Consider the following 17925-nt stretch of genomic DNA (forward strand, 5'->3'; position numbering starts at 1 on the left):
CCGCCGTGACCCGATCGTTACGTTTGCTCCTGCTGCTGGCGTTCGCCATCGGTTGCGGCGCCGACCGGAACGGGACGGCCGACAGTGCCGGAGAAGCGGCAGGCGCCACGACGGCGGGCGGCGCCGCCGGCGATGCGGCCTCCGGCGACTGGTTCGTCGACCGCGCAGCCGAAACGGGCCTGCGCTTTGTCCACCGTAACGGAGCGACCGGGCGCTACTTCTATCCGGAGATCCTGCCGCCCGGCGTCGGCCTGTTCGACTACGACAACGACGGCGACCTGGACGCCTACCTCGCGCAGGGCCATATGCTCGATACGGCTGCGACGCCGAGCGACGTCTGGATCCCGACCCCGGCTGGCGAACCCGCGGGCGGGCGGCTCTTCCGGAACGAACTGGTCCCCGACGGCGCGCTCCGATTCACTGACGTCACCGAGGCGAGCGGCATCGCCACCGGCGACGTCTACGGGCTCGGGATTGCCACCGGCGATGTCGACAATGACGGCTGGATCGATCTCCTCCTGACCAACTTCGGACCGAGCCGCCTCTATCGGAACAACGGCGACGGTTCCTTTACCGACACTTCGCGCGACGCGGGAATCGCGCAGTCGCCGGAAGGCTTCGGGGTTTCCGCCGCGTTCGTCGACTACGACCGCGACAGCCATCTCGACCTCTACGTCGGCTACAACGTGAACTACACGCTCTCCAACACCATCGAGTGCACGAACGTCACCGGCGCCCGCGAGTACTGCCCGCCCGAGACGTACGGGGGCATGCCGGATCGCCTGTACCGCAACACCGGCGGCGGGCGGTTCGTCGACGTGAGCGACGACGCCATTACCGGCACCCAGTTCGGGCCCGCGCTCGGCGTCGTCGCCGCGGACTACGACAACGACGGCTGGATGGACATCTACGTCGCGAACGACGCCACGGAGAACATCCTCTGGATTAATCAGGGGGACGGCACCTTTCGTGACGAGGCGCTGCTGGCCGGGGCGGCGCTGAACGACATGGGCCTGGCCGAGGCGAGCATGGGGGTCGATGCGGGTGACTTCGACAACGACGGCGACGAAGACCTGTTCATGACGCACATCACGAGCGAGGGGAACAACCTGTACGTTAATGACGGCGAAGGCGGGTTCGCGGATCGGAGCACGCCGTCCGGCCTCGGGGCCGGCAGTCTGCCCTACACGGGTTGGGGCACGACCTGGATGGACTACGACAACGACGGCTGGCTGGACCTGCTCGCCGTGAACGGCACGATCATGGCGACGCGCACCGAGACGGGACGGCCTTTTCCGTACGATCAGCGCAAGACGCTCTTCCGCAACCTGGGCGACGGCACGTTCATCGATGTTTCGGCGCAGGCGGGCGCGCCGTTTGCCCGCTCCGAGGTGGGGCGCGGCGCGGCGTTCGGCGATGTCGACAACGACGGTGACACGGATGTCCTCATTGGCAACGACGCCGGCCCGGCAGAGTTGCTGATCAACCAGGTGGGAGCGCGGAACCAGTGGATCGGCCTGCGCCTCGTCGGTGATCCGGCAACGACCGGCGGGCGTGATCTGCTGGGGGCGAGAATCGCTCTCCGCCGCGACGGCCAGCCGACGCTCTGGCGGCGCGTCCGGACCGACGGCAGCTACGCGTCCGCCAACGACCCGAGAGTTGTTATTGGCCTCGGCGCGTCCGATCAGACGCCCACCGTCGAGGTGATCTGGCCCGACGGCACGACCGAGACCTGGGGCGATCTTCGTCTCGGCCAGTACACGACCCTTCAGCAGGGTACCGCTCCCTGACGGGGCTGGGCGGCCGGAGCGCGGTCTGGTGCGCCGGTCTGGTGCGCCGGTCTCCAGACCGGCACTTACTGCCGGCGTGGACGCCGGCGCACCGCCTCGGCGCACGCCGGCGCACCGCCTCGGCGCCGACTCCGGGTGGTAAGCTGGAGCATCAGCATAATGTCCGGGTCAAGGCCAGTCGCCCTGCTCGCCAGCCTGTTGCTTGCCGCCGCCTGCGCGTCCGACCCGGAACCGGTCGCCGATGTCGCGTCGGCGCCGGGCGCCGCCTCGGCCAGCTTTGGGGATGCAGTCACCGCCCCTGCTTCTGGCCCTGCCCAGTGCGCGGAGACGCTTCCCGATCTGACCGGCCTGGGCGAGTCGGTCCAGCAGCAGATCCGGCAGCATCACGCCGCTTTTCCCCGCGCCGCGGCCCGGGCGGCCGCGCCGGCGCAGGCGCAGGGCATCGCCGTCGGATCGATGGGGATGATCCTGATGGCCGCCTTTTTGACGGAAGAAGCTGAACCCTGCTTCCTCGAAGCGGCGTCGCTGATTCCGGACGAACCGCGCTGGCCCTATTTTCTGGCTCATCTCCAGCGTGACCGGGGCGATCTGGCCGGCGCCGCCCGCTACTTCGAGAAGGTCCTGGAGCTGGCGCCGTCCGACCTCACGACGCTCTATTGGCTGGGCGACGTCCACCTGGAGGAGGGTCGTGCCGACGAGGCGATCCAGCTCTTCGAGCGGTCTCTCGTCATCGCGCCCGGTTCGCTCTCCGCCCGCTACGGCCTGGCGCGTGCGTCGCTCCTGGCGGAGGATTTCCAGCGCGCCGTCGATCTGCTGGAGGAGATCCACGAGCGCAGTCCCGATATCGGCGCCATCCACTATCCCCTGGGCATGGCGTATCGCGGATTGGGGAACGACACGAAGGCGGAAGAGCACCTGATGCGGCGCGAGAACGCCGAATTGCGTCCCGAAGACCCGCTGATGGCGGAACTCGACGCGATGCTGAACAGCGCCGGGACCTTCGCGTCCTCGGGCGAGGCGGCGCTGGAGCGGGAGGAGTGGGAGGCCGCCGAGGCGGAGTTTCGCCAGGCCCTCGAGTTGAATCCGACCGACCCGTCGCTACGTCACCGGCTGGGCACCGCCCTCGTCATGCAGGGGGACCTCGAGGCGGCGCTGGCGGAGTTCGAGGCAATCACCCGCGACGCGCCTGATTACCATGCCGCGCACTACAGCATCGGCGTGCTGTTGCAGGGAGCGGGACGCTATGGCGACGCGGTGGAACGGTTCGAGACGGCGCTCCGGTACCGCCCCGGCGATCCGGAGGTCAGCCTGCGCCTCGCCGTCAGCCTGCGGCAGTCCGGCAACCCGGCCGGGGCGCTCGATCACTACCAGACGGTTCTGGACGTCGATCCGAACGTGATCGAGGCGCGCTTCGGCTACGCGATGGCGTTGGTGCAGTTGGGCCGCTGGCGCGAGGCGTTCAACCGCCTGGAGACCGCGGCTGCCGCGTTTCCGGAGGAGATCGCCTTCCCGCACGCGCTTGCGCGCCTGATGGTGGCGTCCCCGGACGACGGGATCCGCGATGGTCAGCGGGCCCTCGACCTGGTGGAGCAGTTGACCGAACGACAGACGACGCCGACGATCGATCTAGGCGAGACGATGGCCATGACACTCGCCGAACTGGGAGAGTTCGCCCAGGCGGCGTCCATTCAGCGGGAACTGATTGGCGCGGCTGAAGCGGCGCAGCTTCCCTCCCTCGCCGACCGCCTCCGGGTCAATCTCGAACTCTACGAGCGGAACCGGCCGTGCCGAACTCCGTGGCCGCCCGACGCCATGCCGTAGGAGGCTCCTAACGCCCGTACAGTGTCATAATGCTCGTTGACGCCCTGAGGGGCGGAACGATTCTTGCGTGACGGATCCCCGGACTCAGCAGGCGAGTAGGGGAAACGACATGACCGAACTGACATCCGTCATCAGCATTATCTTGACCATCGTCATCGTCGGGGTTTCACTCGCGGCGTTCCTGGGTACCGAGCTCCGCGAATTGCGGTCGCAAGTCGGCGAACTCCGCGAGCGGATGGCGCGCGTTGAAGGGATTCTCGAGGGCTCGCTGTTCGGGCGCCCGGATTCCGACGCCGCGCAATCGTAACGGTGGAAGCTGCCCACGCGGGAGGGCCGTCATGAACGGAATGAAACGGTCTCGGAGAAGCGTTGTCGTCGTGGCGGGTGTCTTCGCGGCAGCGGTGGTTGCCGGGCTGTGGACGGCCGCCTCGACTACGGGCGCGCAGTCGGCGGAGCAGTTGTACCTGACCGTGCTCGACGAGGATGGGCAGCCGGTCGTGGATCTCCGGCCCTCCGACGTGCAGGTGACGGAGGACGGCGTGCGACGCGAGGTGCTCTACCTGTCGCGCGCCGGCGGTCCGGCGGACATCACCCTTCTGGTAGATACCAGCGCGGCCATGGTGCCAGCGACGACGCATCTGCGCCCGGCGCTGAACGCGTTCGTCGACGCCCTGAACGGCCAGGCGAGGATGACGCTTGTTACCTTCGGCGACCTTCCGGTACGCGTCGTCCCTCCGACAACGGAGCTGACGCGGGTGCGGGAGGCGATCGACGATCTGTTTCCGACGGAGGACGCCGTACCCCGTTTTCAGGATGCCTTGATGGGTGCGGCCATCGATCTCCGCGATCGTCAGCCGTCACGGCCTGCGCTGGTCGTGGTGGCCTCGGATCAGCTCGCGAGCACGTTCGCGGAAGTCTCCCCGGCGAGCACGACGCGATCCGTCGATGACGTGATTGGCGTGATGCAGGCGGTAGGCGCCCCGGTGCACATCATTGCGCTCAGGAGCAGGGAGTCGTTCGACGTGATCACCCGCGGGGCCTCCGACCGTAACGCGGTCTTCAGGAGCCCCCTGGACAATGCGCTCCGGACCGGGATGTCGGCACAGCAGACCCGTGACTGGCTCCAACTCTTCGAAACAGTATCGGACCGGACCGGTGGGCGCCTGACGAACCTCTACGCGAGCGCCGGGCTCGACGAGCCGTTGCTCGATCTGGCGAACGAAATCCTGGCCCAGTACATCCTCACTTACCACAGTCCGCCGAATGATGAAGGCACTGACGAGCGGGAGATCGGCATCGGTGTCGCCCGCGACGACGTCTCGGTCCGCGTCACTCTCGTAAGGTGAAGCCGGCGCGTGCAGTCGTGATGAGTACGCGCGTCGCGCTGAGTGCGTCACGCCAATGACCGGCCTTGTCCGAAGACTCGCCTCGACAGGACCGGACGTCCTTTCCGTCGGATTGGCGCTGCTTGTCGCGACCGGCATCGTGCTCGCGGCATGGCCCGACGCCGCGTTTCTCTATGTCCTGACGGTTCTTGCCCATCCCGCCCTCGGCCTGGTCTGGGGGATCGCTGGCGCGATCTGGGTGGTCCGACGCTGGCGGGCGCCGGCCGCCTCCGCGGCGGACGGTGGAACGGGACCGCTCCTGGCGCTCGGGATCGGCGCGAGCGCCGCTGGGTTCCTGCTGGGGGCAGGCGTTCTCGCGACCGGTGCGACCCGTCCCTGGACCTGGCTTCTGGGTCTGCACGTGGCGGCCTCGTCCGCCGGCGCGCTGCTCATCGCGGTCCACGTCTGGCGGGCCGTGGAAGGCGAGCGGGCCCGCCGGTGGGCGATTCGGGGAGGGATTGCGGCGCTGGCGCTGGCGGGCGCCTTGACCCCGGCGCTGCGCGACCGGCACGACGCCGGCTGGCGCGCGGCGTACGCCATCGAGAACCCGCAGCTTCCGCCCGTGTCGATGGAAGACGAAGGGGCGGGCGCCGGCTCGCCGTTCTTTCCGTCGTCGGCCCGAAGCACCACGGGCGACCTGATCCCGTCCGACTTCTTCCTTACGAGCGAGATGTGCGGCCGGTGTCACGGCGACATCTACGACCAATGGAACGAGTCGGCGCATCATTTCGCGTCGTTCAACAACCAGTGGTACCGCCGCTCCATCGAGTACATGCAGGACGTCGTCGGCACCCAACCGTCGAAGTGGTGCGCCGGCTGTCACGACCACGCGATGTTCTTCAACGGCCGGTTCGAACGGCCGGCCCGCGAGCAGATCGATACGCCGGAGGCGCAGGCCGGGCTGGGCTGCACGTCGTGCCACTCCATCGTCCATGTCGGCGGCACGATGGGGCAGGGCGACTTCGTCATCGAGTACCCCGCGATGCATGACCTGGCCGCGAGCGAGTTCCCGCCCATCCGCTGGGCGCACGACCTGGTGACGGAGCTGGCTCCCGAGCCGCATCGCCGGACGTTCCTCAAGCCGTTCCACACCGATCAGCAGGCCGACTTCTGCTCGTCGTGCCACAAGGTGCACCTCGACGTCCCGGTGAACGACTACCGCTGGATCCGCGGCTTCAACGAGTACGACAACTGGCAGGCGTCCGGCGTCTCGGGAGAGGGGGCGCGCTCCTTCTATTATCCGGCGACGCCGCAGACCTGCAACAGTTGCCACATGCCGCTCGTCCCGTCGGACGATCCGGCGGCGGACAACGGATTCGTCCGGTCGCACCGCTTCCCGGGCGCGAACACGGCGCTGCCGTTCGTCAATGGACACGACGAGCAGTTGCGCACGGTGCAGGAGTTCCTCCGCGACGGGCAGGTGACGATCGACATCTTCGGCATCGCGCGGGTCGAAGCGCCAGCCGCCCCGCCGGCGCAGGCGCGGCGCGCCGCCGAGCCGACGCTGTCGAGCACGTTCGCGGTGGGTGAGGAGTCGGCCAGCTTCGGCGCCCGGATGGGTGTCGCGGTGCCGTTGGCGGAAGTGACCGCGCCGCTCGACGTCCGGCCGGTGGCGGTTCGGCGGGACGAATCGGTCCGGGTGGAGGTGGTGGTGCGTACCCGCAAGGTCGGCCATTTCTTCCCGGGCGGCACCGTCGACGCCTTCGATGTCTGGGTGGAGTTCGAGGCGGTGGACGACAACGGGCGCGTCCTCCTGCACAGTGGGGCGGCGGCGGACGGTGGAAGCGGCCCCGTCGATCCCTCGGCGCACTTCTACCGCAGCCTGCAGCTTGACGGCCACGGCAATCCGATCAACAAGCGCAACGCCTGGATGACTCGTTCCGTGGCCTACGTTCGGCTGATACCGCCGGGCGCCGCCGACACCGTCCACTACCGGCTGCAGGTTCCGCCCGATGCGGGCGAGCGCATCCACCTGCGCGCGAAGGTGAACTACCGGAAGTTCGCCTGGTACAACACGCAGTGGGCGTACGCCGGCGTGCGCGATCCGAACGCGCCGCCCCCGGCGCCGGATCATGACGACGCCGAGTGGTCCTTCACCGGGGACACATCCAATGTGTCGGGGGGAATAAAGGCGATCCCGGACATTCCCACGACGGTGATGGCGGAAGCGGAGGCGACGCTCGAAGTGGTGGACGCCGACGCGCCGCTGCCGGAGGCCCTGGCGGCGGATGCGGCGGCGTCGGACACGTCAGGCGCGTCCGGGACGCCGCCGTCCGGCGACCTTCTGCGCGGGCGGTGGAACGACTACGGCATCGGCCTGCTCCTGCAGGGCGACCTGCGAGGCGCCGAGGGGGCCTTCCGCGAGGTGATGGCGGTCGCCCCGGAGTGGGGCGAAGGCCCGTTCAACCTGGCCCGTGTGCACCTCGAGGAGGGCGAGGTCGAACTGGCCCTCCCGTTGCTCGACGAGGCGATGCGTCTCGGCATCTCGCCGGCGCGGACCGGCTATTTCCGTGGCGTGGCGCTGCGCGCGCTCGGCCGGTACGACGAAGCGCTCGCGGCATTCGAGGAGGCCCGCGCCGTCTTTCCGCGCGACCGGGTGGTCCTGAACGAGATCGGCCGTCTGCATTTCCTCGAACGCCGCTACGACGAGGCCGTTTCGACGCTGGAGGCGGTGCTTCGCATCGACCCGGAGGATCTGCAGGCGCACTACACGATGATGCTGGCGTACCGGGGCGCCCAACGGATGGAGGAAGCGGCCGAGGCGCAGGCGCGCTACGAGCGCTTCACCGCCGACGAGTCGGCCCAGGCGATAACCGGCCCCTTCCGCCGCGCCTCTCCCGAGGACAACAACGAGCGCCAGATGATCCACGAGCATTGACCATGCCGGTTGATATGATCGACGCGGGTTGAGACGGCAACTGACAGGTGCAGGCAGCGTCGGGGCCGCCGCGGCGGTCTGGTTTGCATTCTCGCCGGTGACGGCCGCCCCGCCGGTCACCTTCAGCGACGCCACCGCCGCCGCCGGCATCGACTTCACGCACACGACCGGCGCGTTCGGTGAGAAGTACCTGCCCGAGACGCTCGGGGGCGGCGCCGTCTGGATCGACGCCGATGGCGACGGCTGGCAGGACCTCTTCCTCGTGAACTCGACCAACTGGCCGGGGCGGGGCGCCGCGACACCGTCCGCCTTCTACCGCAACGACACCGACGGCACGTTCACCGAAGCTGCCGCCATGGCCGGCCTGGACGAGCCGCTCTACGGCATCGGTGGGGCAGCGGCCGACTACGACAACGATGGTGACGTGGACTTGTACGTCACCGCCCTCGGTCCGAACCGGCTCTACCGCAACCGGGGCGACGGCACGTTCGAGGATGCGACGGTGGCGGCACGTGTCGGCGATCCAGGATTCTCCACGAGCGCGATCTGGTGGGACTACGACGCGGACGGTGACCTGGATCTGTTCGTCGTCAACTACGTCGAGTGGTCGGCCGAGACGGACCTCTTCTGCACGCTCGACGGTTCGACGAAGTCCTACTGCACGCCCGAGTCATACAGGGGACAGTCCGGCACCCTCTACCGCAACCAGGGTGACGGCACGTTCGAGGACGTGACGGTGGCCGCCGGCGTCTCGACGCCGACCTCCAAGGGTCTCGGCGTCGCGATGCTGGATGCCGACGACGACGGCCGGATGGACCTGTTCGTCGCGAACGACACGGAGCCGGATCAGCTGTTTCGCAACCAGGGTGACGGCACGTTCGAAGACATCGGTGTCGTTGCCGGCGTCGCCTACAGCGAAACGGGGGTGGCGCGGGCCGGGATGGGCGTGGACGCCGCGGACTACGACGACTCGGGACGTCCCAGCCTCGTGATCGGTCACTTCTCGAACGAGATGATGGCGCTGTTCCACAACGAGGGCGGGCTCTTCCTGGACGAGGCGCCCCGCTCGGCGCTCGGCCGGGCGACGCTCCTGACGCTCACCTTCGGCTGTTTTTTCTTCGATGCCGATCTGGACGGCCGTCTGGACATCTTCGCCGCGAACGGCCACGTGGCGGACGATGTCGAACGGCTACAGTCACGCGTCACGCACGCGCAGGCCCCGCAGCTGTTCCACAACACCGGCGGCGGACGGTTCGAGGAGGTGACTGACGGTGGCGACGCGCTCGCGGCGCCGATGGTGGGGCGGGGCGCGGCGTACGCCGACTACGACCGCGATGGCGACCTCGACATCATCGTCACCGTGAACGGCGGTCCGGCGCGCCTGCTTCGGAACGACCTGAACGGCGCTGCAAACCTGATCCGCCTGACGCTGCGCGGGACCGGCGCCAACCGGAGCGGCATCGGAGCGCGGGTGGAAGCCACGGTTGGCGGCGAGACGCGGCGGCGCGTGGTCAAGTCGGGATCGAGTTACGCGTCGCAGAGCGAGCTGCCCGTCACCGTCGGTCTGGGCGCCGCCGCCCGCGCCGACAATGTCCGCATCGTCTGGCCGGGCGGTGCGGTCGATGATCTCGGGGCGGTGGAGGCGAACCGGGAGATCGTGATCGGCCAGGGGGCAGGCATCGTGGAGACCATCCCAATCGAACGGAGAAATCAGTGACCGGATCGATTTCACCATCCTTCATCAAGCCGCCTGAGACCGGTGTGGGTCGTGCGCTGCATTTGGCGGGACTGTTCGTCGCCGCTCTGGTGGCGGGCCATGTGCTCGCCTGGTGGCTTCTGGGGGCAGGCGGCCCGGGTGGAGCCTCGCCCGAGTACCAGGAAACAGTGCGGGTCTTCTACCGCGCGTTGGCGTCGCTCGAAGTCGGCCTGCTGGACGAGGCCCGTGACGGCTTCGTGGAAGCGGCCGAGCTCGCACCGGACGAGCCGGCCGTGCAGGCGAACCTGGCGATAGCCGAGACGGTGATGGGCAACGACACCGGCGCGACCGCCGCGCTGGATGCGGCGGCGACGCTGGCGCCCGACAGCGCCGAGGTCGCCTACGTGCAGGGGCAGTTGGCGAGCTTCGCAGGACTGGCGGACGAAGCGGTGACGCACTACCGGCGTGCGGCGGAGCTGGACGACGGTCATCTGCGCGCCCGTTTCGCCCTGGCGCAGGAGCTGGAGCGTTCGGGAGATGCGGCGGTGTTGGCCGAGGCCCGGACGTGGCTCGAGGAAGTAGTGTCCGGTCGTCCCGGCAACCTGGCCGTGCTGCTCGAGCGGATACGCTGGGCCGCGGCGGCGGACGACGCCCCGGTGGTGGACGACACGCTGGGACGCCTGCGGGCTGCGAGCGGCGCCTGGCCGGCCCTCGCGGTCGCGCAGCTCGACGCGCTGGAGACCGCGGCCGGTGGGGACGACCTGGCGCGGGCGGCGACCTTCGCGCAGCTCCTCCGGAACGTGCTGGTTCGCACCGCCACCTTCCGCGAGGACCTGGCGCTGGTAAGTGTCAGCGCGGAGCAGATCGCCGAGCCGTTCAACCGGTTCCTGACACTGCCGTCGCCGTCGCCGGATGCGTCGCCGCCGGATCGGACGCTCGCCTACGTGCAGGAGCCGCTCGAGGGAGCGGCGGGCGCCCCCGCCACCGTGACGATCGTCCCGCCGGCCGATGATCGCGCCGCCGCGATCTTCGCGGCGGACGCCGAAGCAGTGCGGCCCGTTGGCCCGGATGCGGCGGTCGCCGGCGCGGTGTTCGACTTTCCGGTTGGCGCGGCCGGGACGCCGCCGGCGCCGGACGGCCTGCTCCCGCTCGACTGGGACAGCGACTACCGGATGGATCTGGCCCTCGCGGGCGGCGACGGCCTCCGTCTGCTGGTGCAGGGCGAGGACGGGACGTTCGCCGAGATGACGCCCCCGGCGGCGGACGAGTCGACCGACGCGCCGGCCGTGGCCGCCGACCTCGTGCTTCACGGTGTCTGGGCCGCCGACGTGGAGATGGACGGGGATCTCGACATGGTCGTCGGCCCGGACTCCGCGTCACCCTGGGTGGCTCGCAACAACGCCGACGGGACCTGGCGGACGGTCCGGCCGTTCCCCGACATGCCGGGCCTTCGCGGCTTCGTCTGGGGAGACCTCGACTTCGACGGAGACCCGGACGCGGTGCTCCTCGATGCCGAGGGCGGCCTCCAGGTGATGGAGAACCTGCAGGCGGGCCGGTTCGCTCCGTGGCCGGCGCCCGATCCGGCGGAGCAGGCGGTTGCCATCGCGCTGGGTGACCTGAACGCCGACGGCCGGCTCGACCTCGTGTCGCTCGACGGATCGGGAAGCGTCTGGCGGAGCAGTGTCGTCGCCGATCGGTGGGATGCGTGGGATCGCGACGCGGTGGTGACCTGGAGCGGATTCCCCGGCGGCGCCGCTGCCGGCTCGTACCGCCTGCTGCTCGCCGACTTCGATAACAACGGCTCGCTCGACCTCGCCGGATCCGGCCCCGCCGGCACCGAGATCTGGCTGGCGGACGAACGGTCGGAGCTGGACTCCGACCCCGTCGCCAGCGTGGCCGGCGTCCAGGTGTTCGCCACCAGCGACCTCAACGGGGACGGCTGGATCGACTTCGCCGGTCTCGACGGCAGCGCGCCAGTCCGGCTCCTGGGGCAGGGAAGCGCCGGCTACGGCTGGCATCAGATATTCCCCCGCGCCAACGTGGCCGCCGGCGATCAGCGGATCAACTCGTTCGGGGTCGGGGGCGAGATGGAGGCGCGCGCCGGACTCCTGGTCCAGAAACAGGTGATGACCGGGGGACCGGTTCACTTCGGCCTCGGAACGCGGCCGCGCATCGACGTCGCGCGGGTCGTCTGGCCGAACGGCGTGATGCAGGCGGACTTCGAGCTGGCCTCGCGGGATGTCTTCGTCGCCGAGCAGCGGCTCAAGGGGTCGTGCCCGTGGCTCTTCGCCCATGACGGCGAGTCGGTGCGCTTCGTCACCGATTTCCTCTGGCGATCTCCCCTCGGAATGCGAATCAACGCGCAGGACACGGCCGGCGTGACGCAGACCGAGGACTGGGTGCTGGTCCGCGGCGATCAACTGGCGGCGCGCGACGGGCAGTACGACCTGCGGATCACGGCCGAGTTGTGGGAGAGCCACTTCGTCGACCACGTCTCGCTCGTGGTGGTGGATCATCCGCCGGAGACCGAGCTGTACGTCGACGAGCGGTTCGCGCGCGATCCGGCGCCGTTGCGGCCATTCGTCACCGGCGTGTCGCACCCGGTTGCACGGGCCGTCGACGACAAGGGGGTCGACGTGACCGCGCTCGTGCGCAAACGGGACGACGAGTACGTTGCAACGTTCGAGCGGGGATGGCACCAGGGCATTACCCGCGACCACTACCTGGAGATCGAGCTCGACACCGCCGCCGGGCCGATGCCGGCTGACGGGGACGTCTACCTGCTTGCCTTCGGCTGGATCTATCCGACCGACAGCAGCATCAACGTCGCCCTCGGCCAGAGCACGTTGCCGCCCCCGCAGGGCGTTCGCGTGGAGGCGCAGGGGCCGGACGGCGCCTGGACGGTCATGCACGCGGATGTCGGCTTCCCGGCCGGCAAATGGAAGACGATGGTGATCCCGCTCGTGCGCCGCGCCGACGGAACCGTTCCGACCCGCCTGCGCCTGCACACGAACCTGGAGATCTACTTCGATCGTATCGCCCATGCCGCCGCCGCGGCGGAGACGGGAACCACTACGCGCCTGCTGGCGGACGTCGCCGACCTGCGCTACCGTGGCTACAACGTCACCGACTTCATCGGGCCGCGCCGGATCGAGATTCCGCGCTACGAGCTTGCTACCATTCGCCCGATCTGGCGCGACCTGGTCGGCTTCCATACGCGCTTCGGCGACGTCCGCGAACTGCTGACGGAGGTGGACGACCGCTACGCGATCCTGAACGCCGGCGACGAGCTCCGCCTCCGGTTCGACGCGCCGCCCGAACCGCCCGCCGGCTGGCGCCGCGACTTCATCCTGATTGGCGATGGCTGGGTCAAGGACGGCGACTTCAATACCGCCCATGCCAAGACGGTCGGCCCGATGCCGTCGCACGACACGCCCGACTATCCACGCGAGCCGTACCCGACGCTGGAGGACGACCCGGTCTACCAGCGCTACCCGAAGGACTGGGAGCGCTACCACACCCGCTGGGTCGCGCCGGATCAGTACCTGCGCGGTCTCCGGCGCCTGGAGAGGTGAACGATGAAGCTCGACAGGATCCTCGTGCCGACCGACTTCAGCGAGACGGCGCAGCACGCCCTGGACTACGCCCGCGACCTGGCGCAGACGTTCGGCGCGGAAGTGCACCTGTTGCACGTCGTGCCGGATCCCGTAGCCCAGGGCTGGGCGGGTGAGGCTACCGGGATGGTCATCCCCGACCTTCTGAGAACGTGGGAAGCGGATTCGGACCAGCGCCTGCAGGACATAGCGATCGAGGGTGTGACGATCGAACGGGTGACGGCGGTGGGTCACGACTTCGTGGAGATCCTGAAGTACGCCAGCGGGAACGGCATCGACCTGATCGTCATGGGTACTCACGGCCGCGGGGCCGTGAAGCACATGCTGCTCGGCAGCGTTGCCGAGAAGGTGGTCCGCAAGGCGCCCTGTCCGGTCCTCACGGTGCGCCATCCGGGCTACGAGTTCATCATGCCGACCATGCCGGTGATGACGGTCGCCTGACAGCAGAACCCGGCCGACTGCGTCATGGTGGATCGAGGCGGTGACGGTCCCTTACCCGGCTGCGGTAAGATCCCTCGGTTTGGCGCGGTCGAATCAATCCTGAAAGGCCGTCAGTAGGGAAGGGGTGCGCGGTGGCGGACGTGAACGTGACTGGGGCTTTGACGGAGACGGAGGCGGCCGCGGAGCCCGATCAGATTGACTGGTTGCGCAATCTGCCCTTCATCCTGCTGCAACTCGGATGCCTTGCCGTCTTCTGGACCGGTGTCTCAGAGTTCGCACTAGCGGTTGGGGCCGTTACCCTGGCCGCGCGGATGTTCGGCCTGACCGCCGGCTACCACCGCTACTTCTGTCACCGCGCGTTCAAGACGAGCCGGGTCTTTCAGTTCGTCCTGGCGTGGCTCGGCGCGTCGGCGGCGCAGCGCGGGCCGCTCTGGTGGGCGGGCCACCACCGGTGGCACCACCGCCACTCGGACACCGCCGAGGATGTCCACCCGCCCGGTGTCAGGGGGATCCTCTGGGCCCATGCCGGTTGGATCATGAGCAAGCGCAACGATCGGACACGGATCGAGTGGATCCGCGACTTCGCGGCCTACCGGGAGCTGCGCTGGCTCGACGCAAACCACTACGTCGCGCCGGTCAGCCTGGGTGTCGCGCTCTTCCTGCTTGGCGCGTGGCTCGCGGCGGCATACCCGGCACTGGGGACGAATGGACCGCAACTGGTCGTGGTCGGTCTCCTGTGCAGCACGACGCTGCTGTATCACTGCACGTTCGCGGTCAACTCGATCGGCCACACCGTCGGCAGCCGCCGTTACGTGACGCGTGACAACAGCCGGAACAGCTTCTGGCTGGCGCTTGTCACGGCAGGCGAGGGGTGGCACAACAATCACCACCGGTACCCGGCGTCGGAGCGGCAGGGCTTCTACTGGTGGGAGATCGATCTGACGCACTACGGCGTCGTGCTGCTGTCCTGGCTCCGGTTGGTCTGGGACGTGCGGGGGCCGTCAGCCGACGTATTGCGCGAAGGCAACCGCCAAGGTTAGATCCAATGGTCCGCCGGCCTCCAGGCCGGCAAGGGAATCCCAAGGTTCGCCGGCCTCCAGGCCGGCCCAAGAACAACAGTCGGTGCCGGCGTGGACGCCGGCGAACCGGCAGACCTCAACATAGACGCCGGCGCACCGGCGGACCCGGTGTCGCGCTGTGGCCACCGCGGGGACTTGCGGTGGCCACAGCAGTTGCCGGTTCCTCCCCGACTACCCGCCCCAGCCGTAGCTGACCCGGGTGTAGTAGTAGGCGCCGTTGAAGCCGAACGGCGAGAACTGGCCGTACTGGTTGCCCACGGTGTGGGCGCCCCACGGATTGACGTCGGGATACGCGTTCAGCAGGTTCTCGGCCCCAATCGCCAGCTCTGCTCCGGCGCCGAACGGAATGCCGAGTTCGACGTCCAGGAGAGCCTTGCCGGAATAAGGAGCGTACAGCCACGGGAGCGAAACCTCGCCCAGGTCGGCCGCGTTCCTGCCATCTTCGCTGTCCCAGTACGAGCCGTAGTAGCTGACCCGCGTCGTCAGCCGCCAGCGGTCGGCGGCATGATTGACGCTAAAGTTCCACCGGGTGTTGGGCAGCCCCTGCTCCAGCGTCGCGATACGGAACTCGTCGATGACCGAGCTCCGGATGTTCTTCAGTTCGGTGTCGGTGTAGTTGAAGACGGCACTGACCGTCGTGCTCCCAAGCCCCAGCGTCGAGATCACGTCGACCCCCTGGGTGGTGGTCGAAAAGTCGTTCACGAAGAACCGGAACACCGGGAAGTTGCGCGCCTCGGGGATGCCCTCCGCGAGCAGGGTCACGATCTCGTCTTCGGACAGGCTGATCTCCTGCGTAAGCGCCACCCGGTCGTCGATGTCGATGCGGAAGAAATCGGCCGTGAACGTGAACGGTCCCTGCTCGACCACGGCGCCCGCGCTGTAGTTGCGCGACTTCTCCGGCTGGAGTTGCCCGCCGCCGCGCGCCACCGCGACGGCGGAGGTGGCCGGTACGACGCCCTGGTTGGTCAGCTCGCCGCCGATGAACGCGGTCGTGACGTTGAAGGCGTTCTGCTGCCCCGGGGTCGGCGCCCGGAACCCGGTGCTGACCGCCGCGCGGAGGGAGAAGGCCTCGTTCAATGCGTAGCGGGTGGAGACCTTGCCGTTCGTCGTCGTGCCGAAGTCCTCGAAGTCCTCCAGGCGGACCGCCGTGCCGAACGTCCACCGGCCGGCCGGATCGTTGAACTCCAGGTCGCCGTAGACGGCGATGTTGCTCCGGCTCCACTGCCCGGCCGTCGTGTCGGCCCGGTAACCGTTGAAGCCGTTCGACCCGGAGCTGAATCCCTGCGCCGCGTACGGGCCGATTCTCCACGAGGGTTCGCCGCCCGCGCCGATGGTGAACTGCTCGTTACGCCACTCCGCGCCCGCCGCGAAGTTGACGATGTCGGTGACCGGCATGGAGATGTCGAAGTTCAGGTTGACGTCGTCCTGCCCGTAGATGCCGGGGTGGAACGAGGTGGGCGTGTCGTAGCCGAGGGACGCGTTGACGGTATCGAAGATGAACTGATCGACTTCGGTGCTGCCGATGTTCACGCTCGCGTCCCAGTTCAGGCCGGTGCTCGTGAAGCCCCGAAGTCCGGTGACCAGCGAATAGTCGATCATGTTGCCGCCGAACTGTGGCGTGAAGCCGCCGGGGAACCGGCTGTAGAGCGTCCAGCAGTTCGGGTCGGCTTCCACCGCGGCCAGGGCGCCGGCGTCGGGCACGTTGCCGACGATGGGAATCGCGGGGCAACCCGGTCCCATGTACCCGTCGTTGGTGCCGTGCATCCGGTTGTACTCCGCCAGCTCGACGTTGCCGACACGCAGGGTCGGGGTTCCGTCCGCCAGCGCGTCCCCGCGGAACACGCCGCTGCGGGTGTGGGGATTCCGGAAGTAGAAGCCGCCGGTTACCTTGCGGCTGGCATAGTTGGTGTGGCCGTAGAACTGCAGGCCGTTCTCGAAGAGGCTGCCGAAGTTGCCGAACAGCTTCAGGTCGTCCTCGATCAGCGGCGAGCCCCACACCTGGGCGGGATTCCGGACGTTGTCGTTGCCGGCCGAGATGATCCCGGCAGCGCCGTTGCGCTGGATGCTGCGGTTCGTCGGATTCGCGTTGCCGTACTCGAAGCTGAGGTTCAGGAACCCGTTCGGGCCGAGCGGCAGACCCGCGTTGCCGGCGACGCTATAGGCCCGGCCATGTCCGCCGATGCCGTTGCACGAATGCTGGATGTCGCCGATTACGCCCGACCCGCAGGTCGACGTGTCGCCCGGATTGGCGTCACGGTAGGCGCCGGTGCGGTATTCCAGGCTGCCTCCCTGACGCGCGTCCTTGAGCTGGAAGTTCATGACGCCGGCGATGGCGTCGGAGCCGTACTGCGCCGCCGCGCCGTCGCGCAGCACCTCCGCCTGCCGAATGGCGATGGCGGGAATGACGGAGATGTCGGGTCCCTGCGAGCCGTCCGCGATGCCGTTTCCGAGCCACGTAATGACCGCGGCGCGGTGCCGGCGCTTGCCGTTGACCAGGATGAGCGTGTGGTCCGGAGCAAGGTTGCGCAGGTTGGCCGGACGGACGATGGTGGCCGCGTCGCTGATCGGCTGGATGTTGATGTTGAACGACGGCACGACGGTCCGCAACTGGTTTGCGAGGTCGGTTGTGCCCTGACTGACGAAATCACCCGTCTGGATGACGTCGACGGGTACCGGCGACTCGGTCACCGAGCGCGGCTGCGCACGGGTGCCGACGACGACGACCCGCTCCTCGAGTCCGACTTCCATCTCCGCACTCGCGGTGGCGGTGGCCCCGTCGCTCACCTGCACCGTCTGGGCGGGAGCGTTGAAACCGGGCAGGACGAAGGTCACCTCGTAGGTGCCCGGCGCGAGCCCGGTGAACGAGTACTGGCCGGTTCCGTCGGTGAACGTGACCTGCGTGTTGCCGGCGTCGTCACGCGCCTCCACGGTGACGCCGGGCAGGATCAGCCCGGTTGCGTCAGTGACGGTCCCGGTAATGGACGCCTCGTCCTGCGCGCTGGCTACGCCGGGCGCAAACAAGGCAGCGGCGAGAGCTACGGCAAGAGCTCTCCTCAGGGAGTGGTACATAACGTTCCTCCTCTCACGGACGGGCCGGTAAGGATCATACCGGGACCCTCGATCCACGATCTCACCGGCGTGACGCCTCGTCACCTGGCCAGCTTTCGGGTGGCGCGCAGTTGGACAACCGGCGCGGGTAACATCACCCCATTGTACCAGAG

The 17925-nt window shown here is 68.6% G+C and carries 10 protein-coding genes; 9 read left to right on the top strand and 1 reads right to left on the bottom strand.

The annotated features are described in order from the left end of the window. Window positions 1–5 precede the first annotated feature (5 nt). The 9 genes from F4Y45_16880 (at window position 6) to F4Y45_16920 (ending at window position 14665) form a co-directional block, all read left to right on the top strand. The gene (locus tag F4Y45_16880) at window positions 6–1790 is read left to right on the top strand and encodes a CRTAC1 family protein (GenBank protein MXY26179.1); all 1785 of its coding nucleotides are present in this window, start codon (window positions 6–8) and stop codon (window positions 1788–1790) included. 159 nt (window positions 1791–1949) lie between these two features. Next, the gene (locus tag F4Y45_16885; GenBank protein MXY26180.1) at window positions 1950–3611 is read left to right on the top strand and encodes a tetratricopeptide repeat protein; all 1662 of its coding nucleotides are present in this window, start codon (window positions 1950–1952) and stop codon (window positions 3609–3611) included. A 109-nt stretch (window positions 3612–3720) separates the two neighbouring features. Then, complete coding sequence (locus F4Y45_16890; protein ID MXY26181.1) at window positions 3721–3918, top strand: hypothetical protein; 198 nt, start codon at window positions 3721–3723, stop codon at window positions 3916–3918. Between the two features lie 31 nt (window positions 3919–3949). After that, a complete protein-coding gene (locus tag F4Y45_16895; protein ID MXY26182.1) occupies window positions 3950–4957 on the top strand; it encodes a VWA domain-containing protein in 1008 nt (335 codons plus the stop codon). Window positions 4958–5012: 55 nt separating this feature from the next. Next, window positions 5013–7874 (top strand): tetratricopeptide repeat protein, encoded by a 2862-nt coding sequence (locus F4Y45_16900; protein MXY26183.1) that lies wholly within the window; start codon window positions 5013–5015, stop codon window positions 7872–7874. A 28-nt stretch (window positions 7875–7902) separates the two neighbouring features. After that, window positions 7903–9591, top strand: coding sequence for a CRTAC1 family protein (locus F4Y45_16905; GenBank protein MXY26184.1), 1689 nt, complete (start codon window positions 7903–7905; stop codon window positions 9589–9591). Next, entirely contained in the window at window positions 9588–13145 is a 3558-nt protein-coding gene (locus F4Y45_16910) for a hypothetical protein (protein MXY26185.1), read from the top strand. The genes F4Y45_16905 and F4Y45_16910 overlap by 4 nt, the downstream gene beginning before the upstream one ends. 3 nt (window positions 13146–13148) lie before the next feature. After that, entirely contained in the window at window positions 13149–13625 is a 477-nt protein-coding gene (locus F4Y45_16915) for a universal stress protein (GenBank protein MXY26186.1), read from the top strand. 146 nt (window positions 13626–13771) lie between these two features. Continuing rightward, window positions 13772–14665, top strand: coding sequence for an acyl-CoA desaturase (locus F4Y45_16920; protein MXY26187.1), 894 nt, complete (start codon window positions 13772–13774; stop codon window positions 14663–14665). Window positions 14666–14875: 210 nt separating this feature from the next. On the opposite strand, the gene F4Y45_16925 is transcribed toward F4Y45_16920, so the two are convergent. Further along, a complete protein-coding gene (locus F4Y45_16925) occupies window positions 14876–17773 on the bottom strand; it encodes a TonB-dependent receptor (protein MXY26188.1) in 2898 nt (965 codons plus the stop codon). Window positions 17774–17925 lie beyond the last annotated feature (152 nt).

The sequence above is a fragment of the Acidobacteriota bacterium genome, assembly GCA_009838525.1.
In the GTDB taxonomy this organism is placed as follows: domain Bacteria; phylum Acidobacteriota; class Vicinamibacteria; order Vicinamibacterales; family UBA8438; genus VXRJ01.

Excerpts from the sequence above, each read along its gene's own strand:
- F4Y45_16885 (MXY26180.1), top strand. The coding sequence starts at position 1,950 with ATGTCCGGGTCAAGGCCAGTCGCCCTGCTCGCCAGCCTGTTGCTTGCC.
- F4Y45_16890 (MXY26181.1), top strand. The coding sequence starts at position 3,721 with ATGACCGAACTGACATCCGTCATCAGCATTATCTTGACCATCGTCATC.
- F4Y45_16895 (MXY26182.1), top strand. The coding sequence starts at position 3,950 with ATGAACGGAATGAAACGGTCTCGGAGAAGCGTTGTCGTCGTGGCGGGT.
- F4Y45_16900 (MXY26183.1), top strand. The coding sequence starts at position 5,013 with ATGACCGGCCTTGTCCGAAGACTCGCCTCGACAGGACCGGACGTCCTT.
- F4Y45_16915 (MXY26186.1), top strand. The coding sequence starts at position 13,149 with ATGAAGCTCGACAGGATCCTCGTGCCGACCGACTTCAGCGAGACGGCG.
- F4Y45_16925 (MXY26188.1), bottom strand. The coding sequence starts at position 17,773 with ATGTACCACTCCCTGAGGAGAGCTCTTGCCGTAGCTCTCGCCGCTGCC.